Source organism: Geopseudomonas sagittaria (genome assembly GCF_900115715.1).
Classification (GTDB): Bacteria; Pseudomonadota; Gammaproteobacteria; order Pseudomonadales; family Pseudomonadaceae; genus Geopseudomonas; species Geopseudomonas sagittaria.
In genome coordinates, this window is sequence record NZ_FOXM01000002.1 from 299,362 (window position 1) to 319,704 (window position 20,343).

The 20,343-nt window shown below is 69.0% G+C and carries 16 protein-coding genes; 12 read left to right on the forward strand and 4 right to left on the reverse strand.

Annotated features, from left to right (window positions below; all coding sequences use genetic code 11):
• Positions 1-120: 120 nt before the first annotated feature.
• From BM297_RS03650 to norR, 3 genes are all read right to left on the reverse strand, one after another.
• Positions 121-2,394 carry an ATP-dependent DNA helicase gene (locus tag BM297_RS03650; protein ID WP_092428384.1) on the reverse strand — a complete coding sequence of 758 codons (2,274 nt, stop codon included), beginning with the start codon at positions 2,392-2,394 and terminating at the stop codon, positions 121-123.
• Positions 2,391-4,031, reverse strand: a complete 1,641-nt coding sequence (locus BM297_RS03655; RefSeq protein WP_092428386.1) for a VRR-NUC domain-containing protein — start codon at positions 4,029-4,031, stop codon at positions 2,391-2,393. Before BM297_RS03655 ends, BM297_RS03650 begins: the two co-directional genes overlap by 4 nt.
• Positions 4,032-4,248: 217 nt before the next feature.
• Positions 4,249-5,805 carry a nitric oxide reductase transcriptional regulator NorR gene (gene norR, locus BM297_RS03660; protein WP_092428388.1) on the reverse strand — a complete coding sequence of 519 codons (1,557 nt, stop codon included), beginning with the start codon at positions 5,803-5,805 and terminating at the stop codon, positions 4,249-4,251.
• Positions 5,806-5,985: 180 nt separating this feature from the next.
• On the opposite strand from norR, the gene hmpA reads away from it, so the two are divergent.
• From hmpA to BM297_RS03720, 12 genes are all read left to right on the forward strand, one after another.
• On the forward strand, positions 5,986-7,167 hold the full coding sequence (gene hmpA, locus BM297_RS03665) for an NO-inducible flavohemoprotein (protein ID WP_092428390.1): 1,182 nt from the start codon (positions 5,986-5,988) through the stop codon (positions 7,165-7,167).
• A gap of 398 nt (positions 7,168-7,565) precedes the next feature.
• Positions 7,566-8,756 (forward strand): NnrS family protein, encoded by a 1,191-nt coding sequence (locus tag BM297_RS03670; RefSeq protein WP_092428392.1) that lies wholly within the window; start codon positions 7,566-7,568, stop codon positions 8,754-8,756.
• A gap of 264 nt (positions 8,757-9,020) precedes the next feature.
• Entirely contained in the window at positions 9,021-9,755 is a 735-nt protein-coding gene (locus tag BM297_RS03675) for a HupE/UreJ family protein (protein ID WP_092428394.1), read from the forward strand.
• A 12-nt stretch (positions 9,756-9,767) separates the two neighbouring features.
• Complete coding sequence (locus tag BM297_RS03680; RefSeq protein WP_092428396.1) at positions 9,768-10,463, forward strand: transmembrane anchor protein; 696 nt, start codon at positions 9,768-9,770, stop codon at positions 10,461-10,463.
• A gap of 113 nt (positions 10,464-10,576) precedes the next feature.
• Positions 10,577-10,927, forward strand: a complete 351-nt coding sequence (locus BM297_RS03685) for a DUF3147 family protein (RefSeq protein WP_092428398.1) — start codon at positions 10,577-10,579, stop codon at positions 10,925-10,927.
• Positions 10,928-11,001: 74 nt separating this feature from the next.
• Complete coding sequence (locus tag BM297_RS03690) at positions 11,002-12,057, forward strand: AraC family transcriptional regulator (RefSeq protein WP_245768196.1); 1,056 nt, start codon at positions 11,002-11,004, stop codon at positions 12,055-12,057.
• Between the two features lie 241 nt (positions 12,058-12,298).
• Entirely contained in the window at positions 12,299-13,063 is a 765-nt protein-coding gene (locus tag BM297_RS03695; protein WP_092428400.1) for an SDR family NAD(P)-dependent oxidoreductase, read from the forward strand.
• A 14-nt stretch (positions 13,064-13,077) separates the two neighbouring features.
• Complete coding sequence (locus BM297_RS03700) at positions 13,078-14,265, forward strand: acetyl-CoA C-acyltransferase (RefSeq protein WP_092428402.1); 1,188 nt, start codon at positions 13,078-13,080, stop codon at positions 14,263-14,265.
• 11 nt (positions 14,266-14,276) lie between these two features.
• Positions 14,277-15,410: an acyl-CoA dehydrogenase gene (locus BM297_RS03705; protein ID WP_092428404.1), complete on the forward strand. Its 1,134-nt coding sequence runs from the start codon at positions 14,277-14,279 to the stop codon at positions 15,408-15,410.
• Positions 15,411-15,412: 2 nt separating this feature from the next.
• The gene (locus BM297_RS03710) at positions 15,413-16,186 is read left to right on the forward strand and encodes an enoyl-CoA hydratase (RefSeq protein WP_092428405.1); all 774 of its coding nucleotides are present in this window, start codon (positions 15,413-15,415) and stop codon (positions 16,184-16,186) included.
• Between the two features lie 91 nt (positions 16,187-16,277).
• The gene (locus tag BM297_RS03715) at positions 16,278-17,900 is read left to right on the forward strand and encodes a long-chain fatty acid--CoA ligase (RefSeq protein WP_092428645.1); all 1,623 of its coding nucleotides are present in this window, start codon (positions 16,278-16,280) and stop codon (positions 17,898-17,900) included.
• Positions 17,900-18,985 carry a CaiB/BaiF CoA transferase family protein gene (locus BM297_RS03720; protein ID WP_092428407.1) on the forward strand — a complete coding sequence of 362 codons (1,086 nt, stop codon included), beginning with the start codon at positions 17,900-17,902 and terminating at the stop codon, positions 18,983-18,985. The genes BM297_RS03715 and BM297_RS03720 overlap by 1 nt, the downstream gene beginning before the upstream one ends.
• 642 nt (positions 18,986-19,627) lie before the next feature.
• On the opposite strand, the gene BM297_RS03725 is transcribed toward BM297_RS03720, so the two are convergent.
• Positions 19,628-20,239 carry a hypothetical protein gene (locus tag BM297_RS03725; RefSeq protein WP_092428409.1) on the reverse strand — a complete coding sequence of 204 codons (612 nt, stop codon included), beginning with the start codon at positions 20,237-20,239 and terminating at the stop codon, positions 19,628-19,630.
• Between the last annotated feature and the right edge of the window lie 104 nt (positions 20,240-20,343).

The following is a 20,343-nucleotide window of genomic DNA, read 5'->3' on the forward strand; positions in this document are numbered from 1 at the left end:
GCACGCCCAGCAGGCCGGTTGAGCGAAGGGTGATAAATCGTTCGATAATCGGATGCTTGCTCGATTAGCGATGATCGAGCTGGCTGCCGCAGGGGGACAGGGTGAGGGCGGGCCGGCTGTTCAACAGTGCACCGAGGCTGCCTGCCACCAGGCCGGCAGCAACTCGCGGACCCTGAGCTGGCCGAAGCGGTCATCGAGCAGCCAGACCACCCCGCGGTCGGCGGTGGTGCGGATCACCCGCCCGGCGGCCTGCACCACCTTCTGCAGCCCGGGGTACAGGTAGGCGTAGTCGTAGCCGTTGCCCGGGCCGAACAGCTGCGCCATGCGCGCCTTGACCTCCTCGTTGACCTCGTTGACCTGCGGCAGGCCGAGGGTGGCGATGAAGGCGCCGATCAGCCGCTCGCCGGGCAGGTCGATGCCCTCGCCGAAGGCACCGCCGAGCACGGCGAAGCCGATGCCGCGCGAGTGCTCGGTGAAGCCGTCGAGGAAGGCCTGGCGCTCGCCCTCGCTCATGCTGCGGCTCTGCGCCGTGGTCGGGATGTCCGGATGCAGCGTGGCGAACAGCTCCAGCACCTGCTGCAGGTAGGCGTAGCTGCTGAAGAAGGCCAGGTAGTTGCCCGGCCGCGCGTGGTACTGCCCGGCGATGACCCGGCAGATCGGCGCGAGACTCGTCGCGCGGTGCTGGTAGCGGGTCGACAGGTTGCGCACGATGCGCACCTCGAGCTGCTCGGCGGCGAACGGCGACTCCACCTCCAGCCAGCGGCTGTCTTGCGGCAGGCCGAGCAGGTTGCGGTAGTAGTCGGCCGGCCGCAGGGTGGCGGAGAACAGCGTGGTGCTGTGGGCGTTGGCGAAGCGCTCGGCGAGGAAGGGCGCCGGCACCACGTTGCGCAGGCAGAGGGTCGAGCGGCTGCGACTCGCCTTGCCGGCATGCCGGCTGAGGTCGAACAGCGAGTGCGGCCCGTAGGCCTCGGCGAGGCGGCAGAACTGCAGGGCGTCGAGATAGAACTGCAGCAGGGCGCGCTCGTTGCCGTCGGGCTGGTCGGTCAGGTGGTCGGTGATGGCGCTGACCGCCTTCTGCAGCGCGGCGACGAACAGGTCCGGCACGCTGGGCAGGATCTGGTAGTCGCTGTCCTGGTCGCGGTTGAGCTGGTTCCAGTGGCGGCCGACCCGCTCCAGCGGGCTCTTCAGCTTGGCCGGCGCCGACTTGCGCAGGTCCAGGAACACCGTTTGGTCCAGCTCGGCGGTGTACATGCCGCGCGCCCGCTCGACCAGGTTGTGCGCTTCGTCGACCAGCACGGTCACCCGCCAGTCGTTGAGCACGGTCAGGCCGTGGAGCAGGGCACTGAGGTCGAAGTAGTAGTTGTAGTCGCCGACCACCACGTCGGCCCAGCGGCACAGCTCCTGGCTCAGGTAGTAGGGGCAGACCTGGTGGGCGAGGGCGATCTCGCGCACCTCGCTCTGGGTCAGCCAGCGCCGCCCGAGCGCCGCCAGCCGCGCGGCGGGCAGGCGGTCGTAGAAGCCCCGGGCCAGCGGGCAGGACTCGCCGTGGCAGCTCCTGTCAGGATGCTCGCAGGCCTTGTCGCGCGCCACGTGCTCGAGCACGCGCAGCGGCAGGTCGGCTTCCTGCCGGCGCAGGCTGGCCAGCGCATCCAGGGCCAGGCGCCGGCCCGGCGTCTTGGCGGTGAGGAAGAACAGACGGTCGAGCTGCCGGCCGGGGAAGGCCTTGAGCTGGGGGAACAGGGTGGCGAGGGTCTTGCCGATGCCGGTGGTGGCCTGCGCCAGCAGCGTGTCGCCGTCGCGGGCGGCGCGGTACACCGCCTCGGCGAGCTGGCGCTGGCCGCGGCGGAACTCGGGCCAGGGAAAGCGCAGGCGTTCCAGGCCGGCGTCGCGCGCCACGCGGTGCGCCTGCTCCTGCTCTGCCCAGGCGATGAAGCGCCGGCACTGCAGGGCGAAGAAGGCTTCCAGCTCGGTCGCCGCGAAGCGCTCGCGCAGCACGGTCTCCTTCTGGGTCAGCACGTTGAAGTAGACGACCGCCAGCTCGATCTCATCCAGCCCCTCGCTCTGGCACAGCAGCCAGCCGTACACCCTGGCCTGCGCCCAGTGCAGCTGGCGGTGGTTGTCGGGGATGCGCGCCACGTCGCCGCGGTGGGTCTTGATCTCCTCCAGCAGGTTCTCCAGCGGGTCGTAGCCGTCGGCGCGGCCGCTGACCAGCAGGCCGGGATAGCTGCCGGCCAGCGGCAGTTCGGCCCGGTAGTGCGGGCCTCGCCGCGCCACCACCGTCTGGTGGCCGGCGATGCCCTCCTGGGCGGTGGGCGCCGGGGTGAAGCGCAGGTCGAGGTCGCCGGCCTTGGCGGTGAACTCGCACAGCGCGCGCACGGCGACCGCATAGCTCATGCCGCGGCCCAGCTCACGTAGCAGACCTCGACCGGGATGCCGTGCGCGGCGGCGAAGGCCAGCCAGCGCTTCTGGTTGTCCTGCAGGCGGTCACCCGGCCCCTTCACCTCGATCAGCCGGTAGCGGCGCTCGGCCGGGTGGAACTGGATCAGGTCGGGCATGCCGGCACGGTTGGCCCTGAGGTCACCCAGCAGGCGCTCGCAGCAGGCGCGCAGGTGCGCGGCGGGGATGCAGTCCAGCGCCAGTTCGAGCAGCGCCTCGTCGAGCAGACCCCAGAACACGAAGGGCGACTGGGTGCCGAACTTGTCACGATGCAGCTGGCGCACGTGTGCCCGGTAGCTGCCGTCGTCCAGGCGCGCCAGGCAGGCGTCGAACAGCGGCTTGCGCCGTGCGTGGAAGTCGCTGCTGTACAGGTCGACCGGCCCGCTGTGGAAGGGGTGGAAGAAGGCCCCCGGCAGCGGCGCGAAGATCGCCTCCCAGCACAGCAGGCCGAACAGGCTGCACAGCAGGGTGTTCTCCACGTAGTACACCGGTGCCTGTTCGCGGTGCAGATGCTCGCGCACCGCGTGTTCGACGCTGCCGTGCGCCGGCCGCGCCAGCACCAGCTCGCTGCGGCTTTCGGCGAAGGCGGCGCGGCGGGCGGGCGCCGGCAGGCCGAGTTTGCGCGCCAGGCGCGGCAGGGCCCGCTCCAGGCGCTGGGCCTCCTCGTCGCTGCTGGGGCTGGCGCTCAGCTGCACGGCCAGGGCGTGGGCCTCGGCGTGGCGTTCGAGCTTTTCCAGCACGCGGATCTGCCGCCAGCGCGCCTCGCCGTGGGCGCAGCCCCGGTACAGGTCCAGCGCCGCCTCGGCCGCGCCATCCTTCTCCAGCTGCTGGGCCAGCTTGAACAGCAGCCGGGCGTGGCGCGACTGCAGGTAGGGGTTGGCGCTGGCGAAGTCGAGCAGGCCGTCCAGCACCGCCGCGACCGCCTCACCGGCCTCGAAGCGCTCGCGCCGTTCGCGCAGGAACAGGTAGTCGTCGACGTCCGCGCGGCAACGGAAGCCGCGCGATTCCGTGGCGATCAGCACCGCTTCGTAGCGGTAGATGCCGAGATCGGCGAGGACGAACTCCGACCAGTCCTGGCTCAGGTTGCCGAAGAACAGCAGGCGCAGGCGGTCGCACAGCGCGCCGACCTGCAGGCTGTACAGGCGCTCGTCGAGGCCCGGACACCAGACGGCGAACGGCTGCGCCGGCAGCTCCAGGGCCAGCAGTTGCGCCTCCAGTTCGGTCTTCTTGCGGCTGGCGCGGCGCTCGGCCGGTGGCAGCAGGGCGAGCAGCTCGTCCTTGCGCAGCAGCGCGGCGACCTCGCGGGCCTCCAGCGGCGCGCAGTCGCTGAGCCAGCCCAGTTCGAGCAGCGTTGTCGCCGCGGCGTGGGCGTCGCCGATCTCGGCGTACTGCAGCTTGCTGGCGCGGAAGTGGCAACCCTTGCGCATCACCATGCGCACCAGCAGCGCCTGGGTTGGCAGCGGTTGCGCGGCGAAGCGGGCGATGAAGGAGGATTCCTCGGCGCTGAGCAGATCGGCATAGCGTTCGCCGACCCAGGCGAGCGCGGTGCGGAAGTTGCCGAGGTAATAGAGTTCGGGGGGGAGGGGCGCGGACATGGCGCGATGATCTGTATGAACATCCAGCCTGTCAATGCCGTCCGGCGCCCCGATGACTAGTGGCCTGTGCGGTTAGTTTGTTAACTCAAGTTCGGATGACCATGGTTCCGAGACAAGGCGCCGCGACGAGTCATAGCAGGGCTATGACGAGGAGTGGCAACGCAGTATCGGGGCCATGGGCGCCGAAATTGACTAACTGAACTAACCAAACAGGCCACTAGTGGCGCAGCCCCAGGCGCTTGGCCAGGCGGTGCAGGTTGGCGCGGTCCATGCCCAGCACGCGGGCGGCGGCGGCCCAGTTGTGCTGATGCTGCTCCAGCGCGGCGCCGATCTGCTGGCGCTGGAACTGCTCGACCGCCGCGCGCAGCTCGCCGACCGCTGGGGCCGGGCTGCTGGCCGAGCTGTCGAGCGGCGGCGCGACGGCGTGCCGGCCCTGCAGATCCAGCAGCTCGGCGCCGATGCTGAGAATGCGCCGCCGCTCGCCGCTGGCGGCCATCGCCTTGAGCGCGGCGCGGCCGATCAGGTGTTCCAGCTCGCGCACGTTGCCCGGCCAGTCGTAGCCCAGCAGCGCGGCCTGGGCCTCGCCGGTCAGGCGCAGGCTGCGCAGGCCGAGGCGGGCGCGGTTTTCCTCGAGGAAGAAGCCGGCCAGCAGCAGCACGTCGCGGCCGCGCTCGCGCAGCGGCGGCACCGGCAGCGGATAGACGCTGATGCGGTGGTAGAGGTCGGCACGAAAGCGCCCGGCGCGTACTTCCTCGGCCAGGTCGCGGTTGGTGGCGGCGATCACCCGCACGTCGACGTGGTGCTCGCGGTCCGAGCCGACCCGCTGCAGCTGGCCGCTCTGCAGCACGCGCAGCAGCTTGGCCTGCACCGCCAGCGGCAGCTCGCCGACCTCGTCGAGGAACAGGCTGCCGCCGTCGGCCAGCTCGAACTTGCCGTGGCGCTCGCTGACCGCGCCGGAGAAGGCGCCGCGGGCGTGACCGAACAGTTCGCTCTCCACCAGGGTGTCCGGCAGCGCCGCGCAGTTGAGGCTGATCAGCGGCTTGCGCGCGCGCGGCGAGGCGCTGTGGATGGCCTGGGCCACCAGCTCCTTGCCGACGCCGGTCTCGCCGCTGATCAGCACGCTCAGGTCGCTGCCGGCGACCACGGCGATTTCCTCGAGCAGGCGGCGGTGCTCGCGGCTCTGGCCGACCAGTTCGCGGCTGGCCTGCTGGCCGGCGGCCTCGCGGTAGACCTCCACCAGCTGTTCGTCGTGCTCGGCGCGACGGGTCAGGGCGTCGATACGCTCGGCGGCGCGCACGGTGGCGGCGGCCAGGCTGGCGAAGGCTTCCAGGTTGTCGAGGTCGATGTGCTCGAAGCGCGACGGGTCGAGGGCGTCGAGGGTCAGCAGGCCCCAGGGCTGCTCGTCGACGTACAGCGGGCAGCCCAGGCAGTCGTGCACCTCCAGGTGGCCGGAGAGGCCCTCGACCAGGCCGTCGTAGGGGTCGGGCAGCGCGCAGTCGGCGGCGAAGCGGGTCAGCCCGCGGTGCGCCAGCAGGCTCTCGAAGCGCGGGTGCTCGCTGACCCGGAAGCGCCGGCCGAGGGTGTCGGCGCTCAGGCCGTCGACCGCCAGCGGCACCAGGGTGTCGCCGTCCAGGCGCAGCAGGGCGGCGGCATCGGCCGGCAGCAGGGCGCGCAGGGCGCCGAGCAGGCGGCGGTAGCGTTCCTCCTCGGGCAGGTCGCGGGACAGGTCGGCGACCAGCGGGATCAGCGCGCGCAGCAGGGGATGCGTTGTCATTTTGATAGCTTGTTGTCTGTCTGACAGCGATTTTGTGTTGTCATGGTGACTCTCAAAAACAATAAGCCATTGATTTTATTGGATAAAAAACATGGCACGAAAACTGATATCTCCATTGTGCTTGCAGTATCGCGGCCTGTCGATGGCCGCTCACCGATTGATCACTATCAGGAGTCGTCCATGCTGTCCGATCAACATCGCGCCATCATCAAGGCCACCGTCCCGCTGCTGGAAACCGGCGGCGAAGCCCTGACCAAGCATTTCTACAAGATCATGCTCGGCGAATACCCGCAGGTCCGCGTGCTGTTCAACCAGGCCCACCAGGCCAGCGGCGACCAGCCGCGCGCGTTGGCCAACAGCGTGCTGATGTACGCCCGCCACATCGACCGCCTCGAAGCGCTCGGCCCGCTGGTCGGGCAGATCGTGCACAAGCACGTGTCGCTGCAGATCCTTCCGGAGCACTACCCGATCGTCGGCGCCTGCCTGCTGCGCGCCATCCGCGAAGTGCTCGGCGAGGAAATCGCCACCGACGAGGTGATCGCCGCCTGGGCCGCCGCGTACGGGCAGCTGGCCGACATCCTGATCGGCGCCGAGGAAGCGGTGTACGCCGCCAACGAGGCCAAGGAGGGCGGCTGGCGCGGTTCGCGCCAGTTCCGCGTGGCGCGCAAGGAAGCCGAGAGCGAGGAGATCACCTCCTTCTACCTGCAGCCGGTGGACGGCGGCGCGGTGCCGGACTTCGTTCCGGGCCAGTACCTGGGCCTGCGCTTCGTCATCGACGGCGAGGAAACCCGCCGCAACTACTCGCTGTCCGCCGCGCCGAACGGCCGCGAGCTGCGCATCAGCGTCAAGCGCGAGGAGGGCGGGGTGATCTCCAACTTCCTGCACGACCAGGTGCAGGTCGGCGACGAGCTGGAGGTGTTCCCGCCGGCCGGCGATTTCGTCCTGCAGGACAGCGACAAGCCGCTGGCGCTGATCACCGCGGGCGTCGGCATCACCCCGGCGGTGGCCATGCTCGAGCAGGCGCTGGAGAGCGGCCGTGAAGTGCGCTTCATCCACTTCGCCCGCCACGGCGGCGTGCACGCCTTCCGCGAGTGGCTGGACGCCAAGAGCGCCCAGCACCCGCAGCTGACCCGCTTCTACTGCTACAGCGAGCCGCGCGAGGGCGATGCCGCCGACGCCGAGGGCTTCAGCAGCACCGTGCTGCTGGCCGACTGGCTGCCCGAGCAGCGTGACCTGGACGCCTACTTCCTCGGTCCGAAGCCGTTCATGGCCCAGGTGAAGAAGCAGCTCGCCGAGCTGGGCATTCCGGAAGCGCAGTGCCGCTACGAGTTCTTCGGCCCGGCGGCGGCGCTGGAGGCTTGAGCTAGTGGCCTGTTTGGTTAGTTCAGTTAGTCAATTTCGGCGCCCATGGCCCCGATACTGCGTTGCCACTCCTCGCCATAGCCCTGCTATGGCTCGTCGCGGCGCCTTGTCTCGGAACCATGGTCATCCGAACTTGAGTTAACAAACTAACCGCACAGGCCACTAGTCTCAGCGCGTAGGGGCGAATTCATTCCCCTTTGTGATCGTTCCCACGCTCCGGCGTGGGAATGCCGCGCTGGACGCTCCGCGTCCCGCTGCCGCCGTGGGCAGGGCGCGGGGCGCACGGAAGTCGGTGCCCACGCAGGAGCGTGGGCACCATCGGTACAGGTGATCGCTCCCACGCTCCGGCGTGGGAGCGCCGCTCGGGACGCTCCGCGTCCCTCAGCAAGGAACTCCCCATGCAGTTGGTCGACCGCAAGGCCCTGTTGCAGATCGCGCCGCTGTGGCGCCTCGGTTTTCGTCCCTTCTTCCTCGCCGGCACGGCTTTCGCCGCGCTGGCCATTCCCCTCTGGCTCGGCGTGCTGGCCGGCTGGTGGCCCGCCTGGCAACCGGCCGGCGGCGCGCTGGGCTGGCATCGCCACGAGATGCTGTTCGGTTTCGGCGCGGCGATCATCGCCGGCTTCCTGCTCACCGCCGCACAGAACTGGACCGGCCGTCCCGGCCTGAGCGGTACGCCGCTCGCCGTCCTGGCGCTGCTCTGGCTGGCCGCGCGGCTGGCCTGGCTGCTGGGCGCGCCGCTGTGGCTGCTGATTCCCCTGGAGCTGGCCTTCCTGCCCACGGTGGCGGTGGTGCTCGGGCGCATGCTCTGGGCGGTGCGTCAGGTGCGCAACTACCCCATCGTCGGCGTGCTCGGCCTGCTGACCCTCGCCGATCTGCTGGTGGTCGCCGGCCTCGCCCAGGGCAATGAAAGCTGGCAGCGTCAGGGCGTGATCGCTGCGCTGTGGCTGGTGGCGGCGATGATGGGCCTGATCGGCGGGCGGGTGATTCCGTTCTTCACCCAGCGCGGCCTCGGCCGTACGGCCCAGGTGCCGGCGCTGCCGTGGCTGGAGTGGGGCGCCCAGGGCGGCCTGGTGTTGCTCGCCGTGCTCACCGCCAGCGGGCCGGCCCTGCAGGCGCAGGCCTGGCTGGGCGCACTGTTCGCCCTGGTGGCCGTGCTGCATGGCGTGCGCCTGGCGCGCTGGCACGACGCCGGCCTGTGGCGGGTGCCGCTGTTGTGGTCGCTGCATCTGGCCTACGCCTGGCTGGTGCTCGCCCTGGCCGGCCAGGCGCTGTGGCACTTCGGCCTGCTGGCCAACGCCAGCCTGGCCCTGCACGCCCTCGGCGTGGGTGGCATGGGCGGGCTGATCCTCGCCATGGTCGCGCGGGTCAGCCTCGGCCACACCGGCAGGCCGCTGCAACCGCCGCCGGCGATGGCCTGGGCCTTCGCGCTGGTCAACCTCGGCGCTGCGGCGCGGGTGCTGCTGCCGCCGTTCTGGCCGCTGGGCAGCCTGCTGCTGGCCGGCGCCGCCTGGACCGCCGCCTTCGCGCTGTTCGTCTGGCACTACGCGCCGATGCTGTGCAGGCCGCGCCTGGACGGACAGCCGGGCTGACCCGGCGGCTGCCATGGGGTGGTATTCGTCAAGATGAATGCCGCACCATGGCAGTAGGCCATCGCGTCTCAAGTCCTATTTCCCCCTGACAATGGGCGCCCGACACTGGATACCGACCCGGTTCGTTCTGGCAGTCAACTGCGGCGTCCATGGCATCTTGAAGCCCGGGTCTACCTGATCGAGCGTCCTCCCCGCAGCCGGTTCGTGCTCTGACGTCGGTCGCCTGCGCGGCGGCCCAAGACCACTGCAACTCAGGACTTACCCATGCATTCGCAATCCCTGCACGGGACGGGCGCGCTCGTCGCACGCCTGCGTCGCTCGTTACTGCTGCCGCTGCTCAGCGCCTTGCTGTTCCTGGTCGCCCCCGAAGCCCTGGCCCACGGCGTGGCCGAGGGTGACAAGGGCTTCATCCAGGAAAGCTCGGGGGTGATGCTGCTGCCGTTCATCTACCTGGGCGCCAAGCACATGATCACCGGCTACGACCACCTGCTGTTCCTCTTCGGGGTGATCTTCTTTCTCTACCGACTCAAGGACGTCGGCCTGTACGTCACCCTGTTCGCGGTCGGTCACTCGGTGACCCTGCTGCTCGGCGTGCTGATGGAGATCAGCGTCAGCGCCTGGGCGATCGACGCCATCATCGGCTTCTCGGTGGTGTACAAGGCGCTCGACAATCTGGGGGCCTTCCAGCGCTGGTTCGGCTACCAGCCGGATACCTGCACGGCCACCCTGGTGTTCGGCCTGATCCACGGCTTCGGCCTGGCCACCAAGATCCTCGACTACCAGATCGCCGCCGATGGCCTGATCGCCAACCTGATCGCCTTCAACGTCGGCGTGGAGATCGGCCAGCTGCTGGCCTTGAGCGCCATCCTGATCGCCATGGGCTACTGGCGGCGCAGCGCCGGCTTCTGGCGCCACGCCTACACCACCAACGTCGCCATGCTGAGCGCCGGTTTCCTGCTGATGGGTTACCAGCTCACCGGCCTGATCGTGTCCCAGTAAGGATTTTTCGTCATGTACAACAGCCAACGTCCCAACCTCGACGAGCTGCCCAGCACCGCCCAGCTGCTGCGCTCCACCGTCATCGCCCTGATCACCGCCGGGGTCCTGTTGGTCACCGTGGTCATGCCGGCGGAATACGCTCTCGACCCGACCGGCGTCGGTCGCCTGCTGGGGATGACCCCGATGGGCGAGCTGAAGGCCACCCTGGCCGCGGAGGCCGCCGCCGAGCAAGCCGCTGCCGAGCCGCCGCCCGCGCTGGCGGCCGCCCAGCCGGCCCCCGCTGCTGTTCCGGCTCCGCTCGCTGCGGAGACCCAGCCAGTCCCCGCGGCCGCCCCGCTGGCCGCTGCCCCGGCCCCGCAGCCGCAGCAGCCGCCGGTCGCCGGGCAGCAGCACGAGGTGAATCTCACCCTGAAGCCCAACCAGGCCACCGAGATCAAGCTGGAGATGAACAAGGGCGCCGAGGCGCGTTTCCACTGGACGGCCAACGGCGGCCTGCTCAACTACGACACCCATGGCGACCCCTACAAGGCGCCCAAGGGCTTCTACCATGGTTATGGCAAGGGCAAGCAGACGCCGGAGCAGCAGGGCGTGCTGGTTGCCGCCTTCGACGGCAAGCACGGCTGGTACTGGCGCAACCGCAGCAACCAGACGGTGAAGCTGACCCTGCGCACCGAAGGCGACTACATCACCATCGAGCAGGTGCTCTGAAGACGCGGGCCAGTCCGCCGGCGCCGGTGCGCCTGGCGGGCTTATCCCCTGTCAGCCACAGTGCCGTCCGTGGCGAACGGGCGGCACCGCGGTTTTGCCTTCTGGAGGAAGCGATGAGCTGGATCATCATCAAATACGCACTGACCGCCGCCATGGTGGTGCTGGTCTCGGAAGTCGCCAAGCGCAGCGACAAGTTGGGCGGCTTCGTCGCCGCCCTGCCGTTGATCACCATCCTCACCCTGGTCTGGCTGTATGTGGAGCGGCAGTCGGCGGAGAAGATCGCCAACCATGCCTGGTACACCTTCTGGTACGTGCTGCCGACGCTGCCCATGTTCCTGGCCTTTCCGGCCTTGCTGCCGCGCCTGGGCTTCTGGCTGACGTTGCTGGCCTGCGCGATCCTCACCGTGCTCTGCTTCGGCCTGCTGGCCGTGATTGTCCGCCGCTTTGGCATCCTGCTGCTCTGACGCTTGAAGGGTGACCGCGTTTTCTGGGAGGCTGCGCGCGGTTGCGGGAAACCCGCTCGACGGAAAGTGGCACAGTGATTCAGCGCGCAGCACCGATACACAAGGACACCATCTCCATCCGCCTGGTCGAGGAGGCCCTGCAGGCCTTCGCCCGGCGCGGCGAGCCGCTGGAAGCGCTGCTGCGCGAGGTGGGCCTGGAGCCGACCCTGCTCGCCGATCCCGCGGCGCGGGTGGAGGTGGGGGTGTACAGTCGCCTGTGGCTGCATCTGGCCCGGCGCTTCGACGACGAGTTCTTCGGCATGGACCCGCGGCGCATGCGTTCGGGCAGCTTCGCCTTCCTCTGCCGCACCTGCCGCAGCCAAGCCACCCTCGAGGAGGCGCTGCACACCGCCCTGGACTTCTTCGCCCTGACCTTCGAGAACTTCCACGCCACCCTCGGCCGCAGCCAGAGTCTGGCCGAGGTGGTGCTGCACGAGCGCAGTGCCGAGCCCGGCCGCCCCTTCAGCTATTTCACCTTCTGGCTGCTGCTGCACGGGCTGGCCTGCTGGCTGGTCGGCCGGCGCTTCCCCCTGCTGGCGGCCGAGCTGCGCTGCGCTGCGCCGGAGTACACCGACGACTACCGGGTGATGTTCTCCGAGAACCTGCGCTTCGACCGGCCTGCGACGCGCTTCATCTTCGCCGCCGAGGTGCTGGACCTGCCGGTGCGGCGCAGCGAAGCGGAGCTTGCGGCCTTCCTTGCCCGGGCGCCGTCGAACATCCTGGTCAAGTACCGCGACACCGGCAGCCTGGCCCACCGCATCAAGGTGCACCTGCGTACCCTGCCGGCCGATCAGTGGCCGACCAGCGAGGCGCTGGCCCAGGCGCTGTGCATGTCGCCCTCGACCCTGCGCCGCCGCCTGGCCGAAGTTGGCCAGTCCTACCAGGCGATCAAGGATGCGCTGCGTCGAGAGATGGCCACGGCCTGGCTGGCCGATGCCGAGGTGAGCTACGCCCAGATCGCCGAGCGCCTCGGCTTCGCCGACGTCAGCGCCTTCTACAAGGCGTTTCGCAAGTGGACGGGGACCAATCCCGGCCATTACCGCACGCTGATCCTCGCCCCGGCGATTGGCCAAAACGGTCACGCAGATTGAGAAGAACGGCCATTGTCGGGCGGGCGGTGGCTGACCAATATGAAGTCAACACGCTTGCCGTGCTTGCCAATTAGAACAAGAAAGGAAACCGCCATGCCGCCCTCATTCCCCCTCGTGCATCCCCCCGCGGGCTAGCCCGACCAGTCGCCCGACGCCCCCTCAAAAACCAGATCGAGACGTTGCGCCGTCCGTGCGCCGGCGCCCGGCTGCCCGCGCGCTGCCAGAACAAGAGAGATTCGCCATGCACATCCCCAACAAGGTTTTTCTGGTCACCGGCGCCGCCTCCGGGCTCGGCGCGGCCACCGCCAAGGGCCTGATCGAGGCCGGCGCCAAGGTGCTGCTGGTCGACATCGCCGCCGCCGTCGAGGCCCGCGCCGCAGAGCTGGGCGCCAATGCCCGCGGCGTGGTGGCCGACATCACCGATGAGCATGCCGCCCGCAATGCGATAGCGGCGGCGCGCGAGACCTTCGGCGCGCTGCACGGGCTGGTCAACTGCGCCGGCGTGGTCGGCGGCGAGAAGGTGCTCGGCCGCAACGGCCCGCACGCGCTGGAGAGCTTCAGCCGCATCGTCGCCATCAACCTGATCGGCACCTTCAACATGCTGCGCCTGGCCGCCGAGGCGATGGCCGAGGGCGCGCCGGACGAAGGCGGCGAGCGCGGGGTGATCATCAACACCGCCTCCATCGCCGCCTACGACGGGCAGATCGGCCAGGCCGCCTACGCTGCCTCCAAGGGCGGGGTGGCCGCCCTGACCCTGCCGGCGGCCCGCGAACTGGCGCGCCACGGCATCCGCGTGATGACCATCGCTCCGGGCATCTTCGAGACGCCGATGATGGCCGGCATGAGCGACGAGGTGCGCGCTTCGCTGGCCGCCGGCGTGCCGTTCCCGCCGCGTCTCGGCCGCCCCGAGGAATACGCCGCGCTGGTGCGCCACATCGTCGAGAACAGCATGCTCAACGGCGAGGTGATCCGTCTCGACGGCGCCCTGCGCATGGCCGCCAAATGAGAGGGGAGAACCACATGAAAGAAGATCCGATCGTCATCGTCAGCAGCGCCCGCACCCCGATGGGCGGCTTCCAGGGCGACCTCAGGGGTCTCAAGGCCACCGAACTGGGTGCCGCCGCCATCCGCGCGGCGGTGGAGCGCAGTGGTCTGCCGTTTGATGCGGTGCAGGAGGTGCTGATGGGCTGCGTGCTGCCCGCCGGCCTCGGCCAGGCACCAGCACGTCAGGCGGCCCTCGGCGCCGGGCTGGCCCGTTCCACCCTGTGCAACACCCTGAACAAGATGTGCGGCTCGGGCATGCAGACGGTCATCCTCGCCCACGACCTGCTGCGCGCCGGCAGCGCCGAGATCGTCGTCGCCGGCGGCATGGAAAGCATGTCCAACGCCCCCTACCTGCTCGACAAGGCCCGCGCCGGCTACCGCATGGGCCACGGCCAGGTGCTCGACCACATGTTCCTCGACGGCCTGGAGGACGCCTACGATAAGGGCCGCCTGATGGGCACCTTCGCCGAGGATTGCGCCCAGGAGTACGGCTTCAACCGCGAGGCGCAGGACGCCTACGCGCTGACCTCGCTGCAGCGCGCCCGCGACGCCATGGCGAGCGGCCGCTTCGCCGAGGAGATCGTGCCGCTGACGGTGCCCCAGGGCCGCGAACAGCGCCTGGTTGCCCACGACGAGCAGCCGCCCAAGGCCAGCCCGGAGAAGATCCCGACCCTGCGCCCGGCGTTCCGCGACGGCGGCACGGTGACTGCGGCCAACTCCAGCTCGATTTCCGACGGCGCCGCCGCCCTGCTGCTGATGCGCCGCTCCGAGGCCGAGCGGCGCGGCCTGCGCCCGCAGGCGGTGATCCGCGGCCATGCGGGCTTTGCCGATGCGCCGAACCTGTTTCCCACCGCGCCGATCGGCGCGATCCGCAACCTGATGGAGCGCACCGGCTGGAGCCTGGACCAGGTCGACCTGTTCGAGATCAACGAGGCCTTCGCGGTGGTCAGCATGGTCGCCATGCGCGAGCTGGGCCTGGACCACGCCAAGGTCAATGTCCACGGTGGCGCCTGCGCCCTCGGCCACCCGATCGGCGCCTCCGGCGCACGCATCCTGGTGACCCTGCTGGCGGCGCTGCGCAATCACGGCCTGCGCCGCGGCGTGGCGGCCATCTGCATCGGCGGCGGCGAGGCCACCGCCATTGCCGTCGAACGCCTGGACTGAGGAGAGTTGCCATGCTGCTGACCGACGATCAACTCAGCATCGCCGAGATGGCGCGCCAGTTCGCCCAGGAACGCCTGCGCCCGTTCGCCGAACAGTGGGACCGCGAGCACCGCTATCCGACCGAGGCGATCCGCGAGATGGGCGAGCTCGGCTTCTTCGGCATGCTGGTGCCGGAGGAGCTGGGCGGCAGCGATACCGGCTACCTGGCCTACGCCCTGGCGCTGGAAGAGGTCGCCGCCGGTGACGGTGCCTGCTCGACCATCATGAGCGTGCACAACTCGGTGGGCTGCGTGCCGATCCTGCGCTTCGGCAACGACGAGCAGAAGCGCCGCTTCCTCGTCCCGCTGGCGCGCGGCGAGCAGATCGGCGCCTTCGCCCTCACCGAACCCCAGGCAGGCTCGGACGCCAGCAACCTGCGCACCCGTGCCCGGCGCGACGGCGACAGCTACGTGCTAAACGGTTCCAAGCAGTTCATCACCTCCGGGCAGCACGCCGGCACGGTGATCGTCTTCGCCGTCACCGATCCGGCGGCCGGCAAGCGCGGCATCAGCGCCTTCATCGTGCCCACCGACAGCCCCGGCTATCAGGTGGTGCGCGTCGAGGACAAGCTCGGCCAGCACGCCTCGGACACCTGCCAGATTGCCTTCGAGGACCTGCGCGTGCCGGCCGCCCAGCGCCTGGGCGAGGAGGGCGACGGCTACCGCATCGCCCTGGCCAACCTAGAGGGCGGACGCATCGGCATCGCCGCGCAGGCGGTGGGCATGGCCCGCGCCGCCTTCGAGGTGGCGCGCGATTACGCCCGCGAGCGCGAGGCGTTCGGCAAGCCGCTGCTGGAGCACCAGGCGGTGGCCTTCCGCTTGGCCGACATGGCCACCCAGATTGCCGTGGCGCGGCAGATGGTGCTGCACGCCGCCGCCCTGCGCGATGCCGGCCGGCCGGCGCTGGTGGAGGCGTCGATGGCCAAGCTGTTCGCCTCGGAAATGGCCGAGAAGGTCTGCTCCGCGGCGATCCAGACCCTTGGTGGCTACGGCTACCTCAAGGATTTCCCGGTGGAGCGCATCTATCGCGACGTGCGCGTCTGCCAGATCTACGAAGGCACCAGCGACATCCAGCGCCTGGTGATCGCGCGCAACCTCGGAGAATGAACATGAGCTACGAAACCCTGCTGCTCGAGATCCAGGAGCGCGTCGCCCTGGTCACCCTGAACCGCCCCCAGGCGCTCAATGCGCTCAACTCGCAGCTGGTCGGCGAACTCAACCAGGTGCTCGACCGCCTGGAGGCCGACCCGCAGATCGGCTGCATCGTCCTCACCGGCTCGGCCAAGGCCTTCGCCGCCGGCGCGGACATCAAGGAGCTGGCGGACAAGTGCTTTCCGCAGATCTACCACGACGACCACTTCGCCCAGGCCGACCGCATCGCCGCGCGGCGCAAGCCGATCATCGCCGCCGTCGCCGGCTACGCCCTGGGCGGCGGCTGCGAGCTGGCGCTGATGTGCGACTTCATCTACGCCGCCGACAACGCCCGCTTCGGCCTGCCGGAAATCACCCTCGGCGTGCTGCCCGGGATCGGCGGCACCCAACGCCTGACCCGCGCCATCGGCCGCGCCAAGGCCATGGAGATGTGCCTGACCGGGCGCATGATGGAGGCCGCCGAGGCCGAGAGCGCCGGCCTGGTGGCGCGGATCTTCCCGCGCGATCGGTTGCTCGAAGAAACCCTCAAGGCCGCCCACGCCATCGCCGGCAAGTCGCTGACCGCGGCGATGATGATCAAGGAGTGCATCAACCGCGTCGACGAGACCAGCCTCAGCGAGGGCGTGCGCTTCGAGCGCCGGGTGTTCCATTCGGTGTTCGCCACCGCCGACCAGAAGGAGGGCATGGCCGCCTTCATCGACAAGCGCGCGCCGCGCTTCACCCATCGCTGAGATTGCCTTTGCGCTTTACGGCCACTGAGCGGCCGCCGAAATCCGTTGAAAACAACAACAAGAAGAGGGAATCAACATGCTCGAAGGTCTGATGCAGAAGGCGCCGCTGCTGATCAGCGGCATCCTCACCCATGCCGCCAGCGCCCATGGTGACACCGAGATCGTATCGCGGCTGGTCGACGAGCCGCTGTGGCGCTACGACTACCGGGGCCTGGCGACCCGCGCCGCCCAGGCCGCGGCGCTGCTGCAGCGCCTGGGCATCGGCGCCGGCGATTGCGTGTCCTCGCTGGCCTGGAACACCCATCGCCACTACGAGCTGTTCTTCGCCGTACCGGGCATCGGCGCGGTACTGCACACCGCCAACCCGCGGCTGGCCGACGAGCAGATCGCCTACACCCTCAACCACGCCCAAAGCAGCGTGCTGCTGTTCGACCGCAGCTTCGCGCCCATCGTGGCGCGACTGCTGCCGCAGCTGGCACACATCCGCCACTTCATCGTGCTGTCGGACCGCGACTGCGACGCGCCGGGCGAGGTGCCGGCGCCCAGCTACGAGACGCTGATTGCCGCCGAGCAGCCGCTGGCCTGGCCGAGCTTCGACGAGAACGCCGGCGCGGTGCTCTGCTACACCTCGGGCACCACCGGCGATCCCAAGGGCGTGCTGTACAGCCATCGCTCGGTGGTCCTGCACGCGCTGGCCGCCGGGCTGAGCGGCGCGTTCGGCCTGTCGGCCTTCGACTGCGTGATGCCGTGTTCCTCGCTGTACCACGGCACCGCCTGGGGCCTGCCGTTCGCCGCGGCGATCAACGGCTGCAAGTTCGTCCTGCCCTGCGACAAGATGGACGGCCGCAGCCTGCAGGAACTGATCAAGAACGAGGGCGTGACCTTCTCCGGCGGCGTGCCGACCATCTGGACCATGTACCTCGACCATCTGGAGCGCAGCGGCGAGGACGCCGGCAGCCTGCAGCGCCTGGTGATCGGCGGTTCCGCCGTGCCGCGGGCGATGGCCGAGAAGTTCCAGGGCAAGTACGGGGTGACCATCCGCCAGTTGTGGGGGATGACCGAGACCAGTCCGCTGGGGGTGATTTCGACGCCGACGCCGAAGCTGGCCGCTCGTGGCCAGCAGGCCACCGACGAGGTGATCTGGACCCGCCAGGGTCGCCTGCAGTTCGGCATCGAGCTGAAGATCGTCGACGAGGACGGCTTTGAGCTGCCGCGCGACGGCCAGACGCCCGGCCAGCTGCTGGTGCGCGGCCCGTGGACCATCGAGCGCTATTTCCGCAGCGAGAAGAGCGCCCTCGACGCCGATGGCTGGTTCGACACCGGCGACATCGCCACCCTGGATGGCGACGGCTTCATGCGCATCACCGACCGCAGCAAGGACGTGATCAAGTCCGGCGGCGAGTGGGTCAGCTCGATCGACATCGAGAACGTCGCCGCCGCCTGCCCGGGAGTGAAGATCGCCGCGGTGGTCGGCGTGTTCCATCCCAAGTGGGAGGAGCGCCCGCTGCTGGTGATCGAGCCGCACCACGATGTGAGCATCTGCGTGCACAGCGTGCTGGCCCACCTCGAGCCGCACATCGTCAAGTGGTGGATGCCCGATGCGGTGGTCATCGACCAGGTGCCGCTGACCGCCACCGGCAAGATCAACAAGAAGCTGCTGCGCGAGCGTTACCGCGACCATCTGGTCAGTGGCGAACAGGCGGAGGGTATCTGATGAAGACCAACCCGGGACCGCTGGCCGGCCTGCGCGTGCTCGAGTTCGCCAGCATCGGCCCCGGGCCGCACTGCGCCATGCTGCTCGCCGACATGGGCGCCGACGTGGTGCGCATCGAGCGCGAGGGCGGCAACGGCTGGCCCAATCCGGTGGCCGACCGCGGGCGCTCGGTGCTGGTGCTGGACATCCGCAGCGAGGCGGGGCGCGCGCGCTGCCTCGAGCTGGCCGAGCAGGCCGACGTGCTGATCGAGGGCTTCCGGCCCGGGGTGATGGAGCGCCTCGGCCTGGGGCCGGAGGTGCTGCGGGCGCGCAACCCGCGGCTGGTCTACGGGCGCATGACCGGTTGGGGGCAGACCGGCCCTCTGGCCAAGACTGCCGGCCACGACATCAACTACATCGCCCTCACCGGCGCGCTGGCCGCCATCGGTGGGCGCGAGGGCGGGGCGATTCCGCCGCTCAACCTGGTCGGCGACTTCGGCGGCGGCTCGATGTTCCTCGCCTTCGGCATCATGACCGCGCTGTGGGAGCGCGAGCGCTCGGGGCAGGGCCAGGTGGTGGATGCGGCCATCGTCGACGGGGTGTCTTCGCTGATGAGCTTCTTCGCCGGCAGCAGCCTGGATCTTTCGCGCGAGCGCAACCTGCTCGGCGGCGCCGCGCCGCATTACCGCTGCTATAGATGCGCCGACGGCCGCGAGATCGCCATCGGCCCGCTGGAGCCGCAGTTCCAGCGCGAGCTGCTCGACCGCATCGACGCGCCGGAACACCTCTATGTGGGGGTGGAGGACCCGGGCAACTGGGCGGCGCACGCCCAGTGCCTGGCTGAGTTGTTCGCCAGTCGCACCCAGGCCGAGTGGTGCGCGCTGCTGGAAGGCAGCGATGCCTGCTTCGCGCCGGTGCTGGCGCTGAATGAGGCGTCGCAGCATGCGCACCTGCAGGCGCGTGGGGTGTATCAGGAGCTCGAAGGGAGGCTGCAGGTGGCGCCCGCACCGCGCCTGTCGCGCACGCCGGGCCAGGCGCGGCCTTCGCGCCGGTTGGAGGCGGACGCGCCGGTGTGGGCGCCGGTAACGGAGTGTCAGCCCGGCTGACGGTCAGCGCGGCGTACGGCGGCCTGCCTGGAGTAGCCGCAAGGAATGTAACCCTACCGCTCGTTTTGTTACCGCGCCGTTGCGCCGTAACGGCGGCTGGGACCCCTGGTAACGGATCGCCGGTTTTTTTCTGCCCGCTGGCGTTCGCCAAAATCAGCAAGTGATTGATTTTAAAGGGTTTTAAAAAGTTGGCACGGCATCTGCTTTAGTATTCGCACAACAAAAACAAGAACACTGCTCCAACACAATAAAAACAAGACGTAACGGCTCCAACACAACAAGAACAACAGGGTGGAGGCGCAGCAAACCGATTTTTTTGGAGAGGAGTTGCCCGATAGGGTTCTCCCTCGACCGGACCGAGAACAATAAAACTGCCCCGAGGCAGCGGCCACGACCGGTTGAACCCGCAAGGGTAGCGGCAACATCAGCGTCCAAAAAAATACGTTTGTTCTTTAGTCCCTCCTTGGGACTTCAACCGGGCCATGGAGTCCGGGCGGGCAACCAACAAGAACAACAAGCCTGTACCAACAAGAAGAACACAGCACGACCGACTTCAAGGGGGAGCCTAGGCTCCCCCTTGTGCTATCTGCGTTTCGGTTTTTCTGCCCAGCGCTGCAGTCTGTGACCGGCAGGCAGGGGAATTTACTGAGCCTCCACGGTCACGGCAAATTCCGAGTCCTGGCGAATCACTACCTCGCGATTGAGGTACTTGGGCTTGATCTTCACATCCGGACGGACCTTGTAGGTACGGCTGCTGCCATCGGCAAACTGCAGGGTGGCGGTGTGCGCGTTGGTGTCGATCGCCTTGACCACGGCGATGGTCGTATTGGTACCGGCAACCAGCAGGCCCGGCTTGCTGCCTTCCGGCGGGGTCAGCACCATCGCCGCCCCTTCCAGGGACTCCTCCTCGGCTTCGCCCGGTTCGCGCAGGTAGATGCTGCTTTCCACCTTCTTCGTCGCCGTCAGCTTGTCGCCAACCGCCAGTTGCGGGTAGTTGCGCATTTCCGGCGGGGCCGTCACGGTACGCCGATTGCCCTGCTCATCCTCAAGAGTAAAGGTGCGCTTGCTGCGGTCGAGAGCGACCACCGTTGCCTTGACTGTCTCCTCCTCGATGAGGATGCCGCCAGGTACGCCCTCGGCAGCGACGGCGCTCTGGCTGACCGTCCCGGTCAGTGACTGGTTGTCGGTTTGGCTGGCGCAGGCACCGAGCAGGGCGATGCTGAGCAGCAGGGGAAGGTTGCGAATCAGGGGCATCTGGCTCTCCTTGAGATCATTGCGCGCGGTTTCTGGCGCGCTCCCTTTGCAGCGTAGTCGCTGTTTTACAAGGCAACATGAGTCAAGAAGGGCGGCCAGTGAGC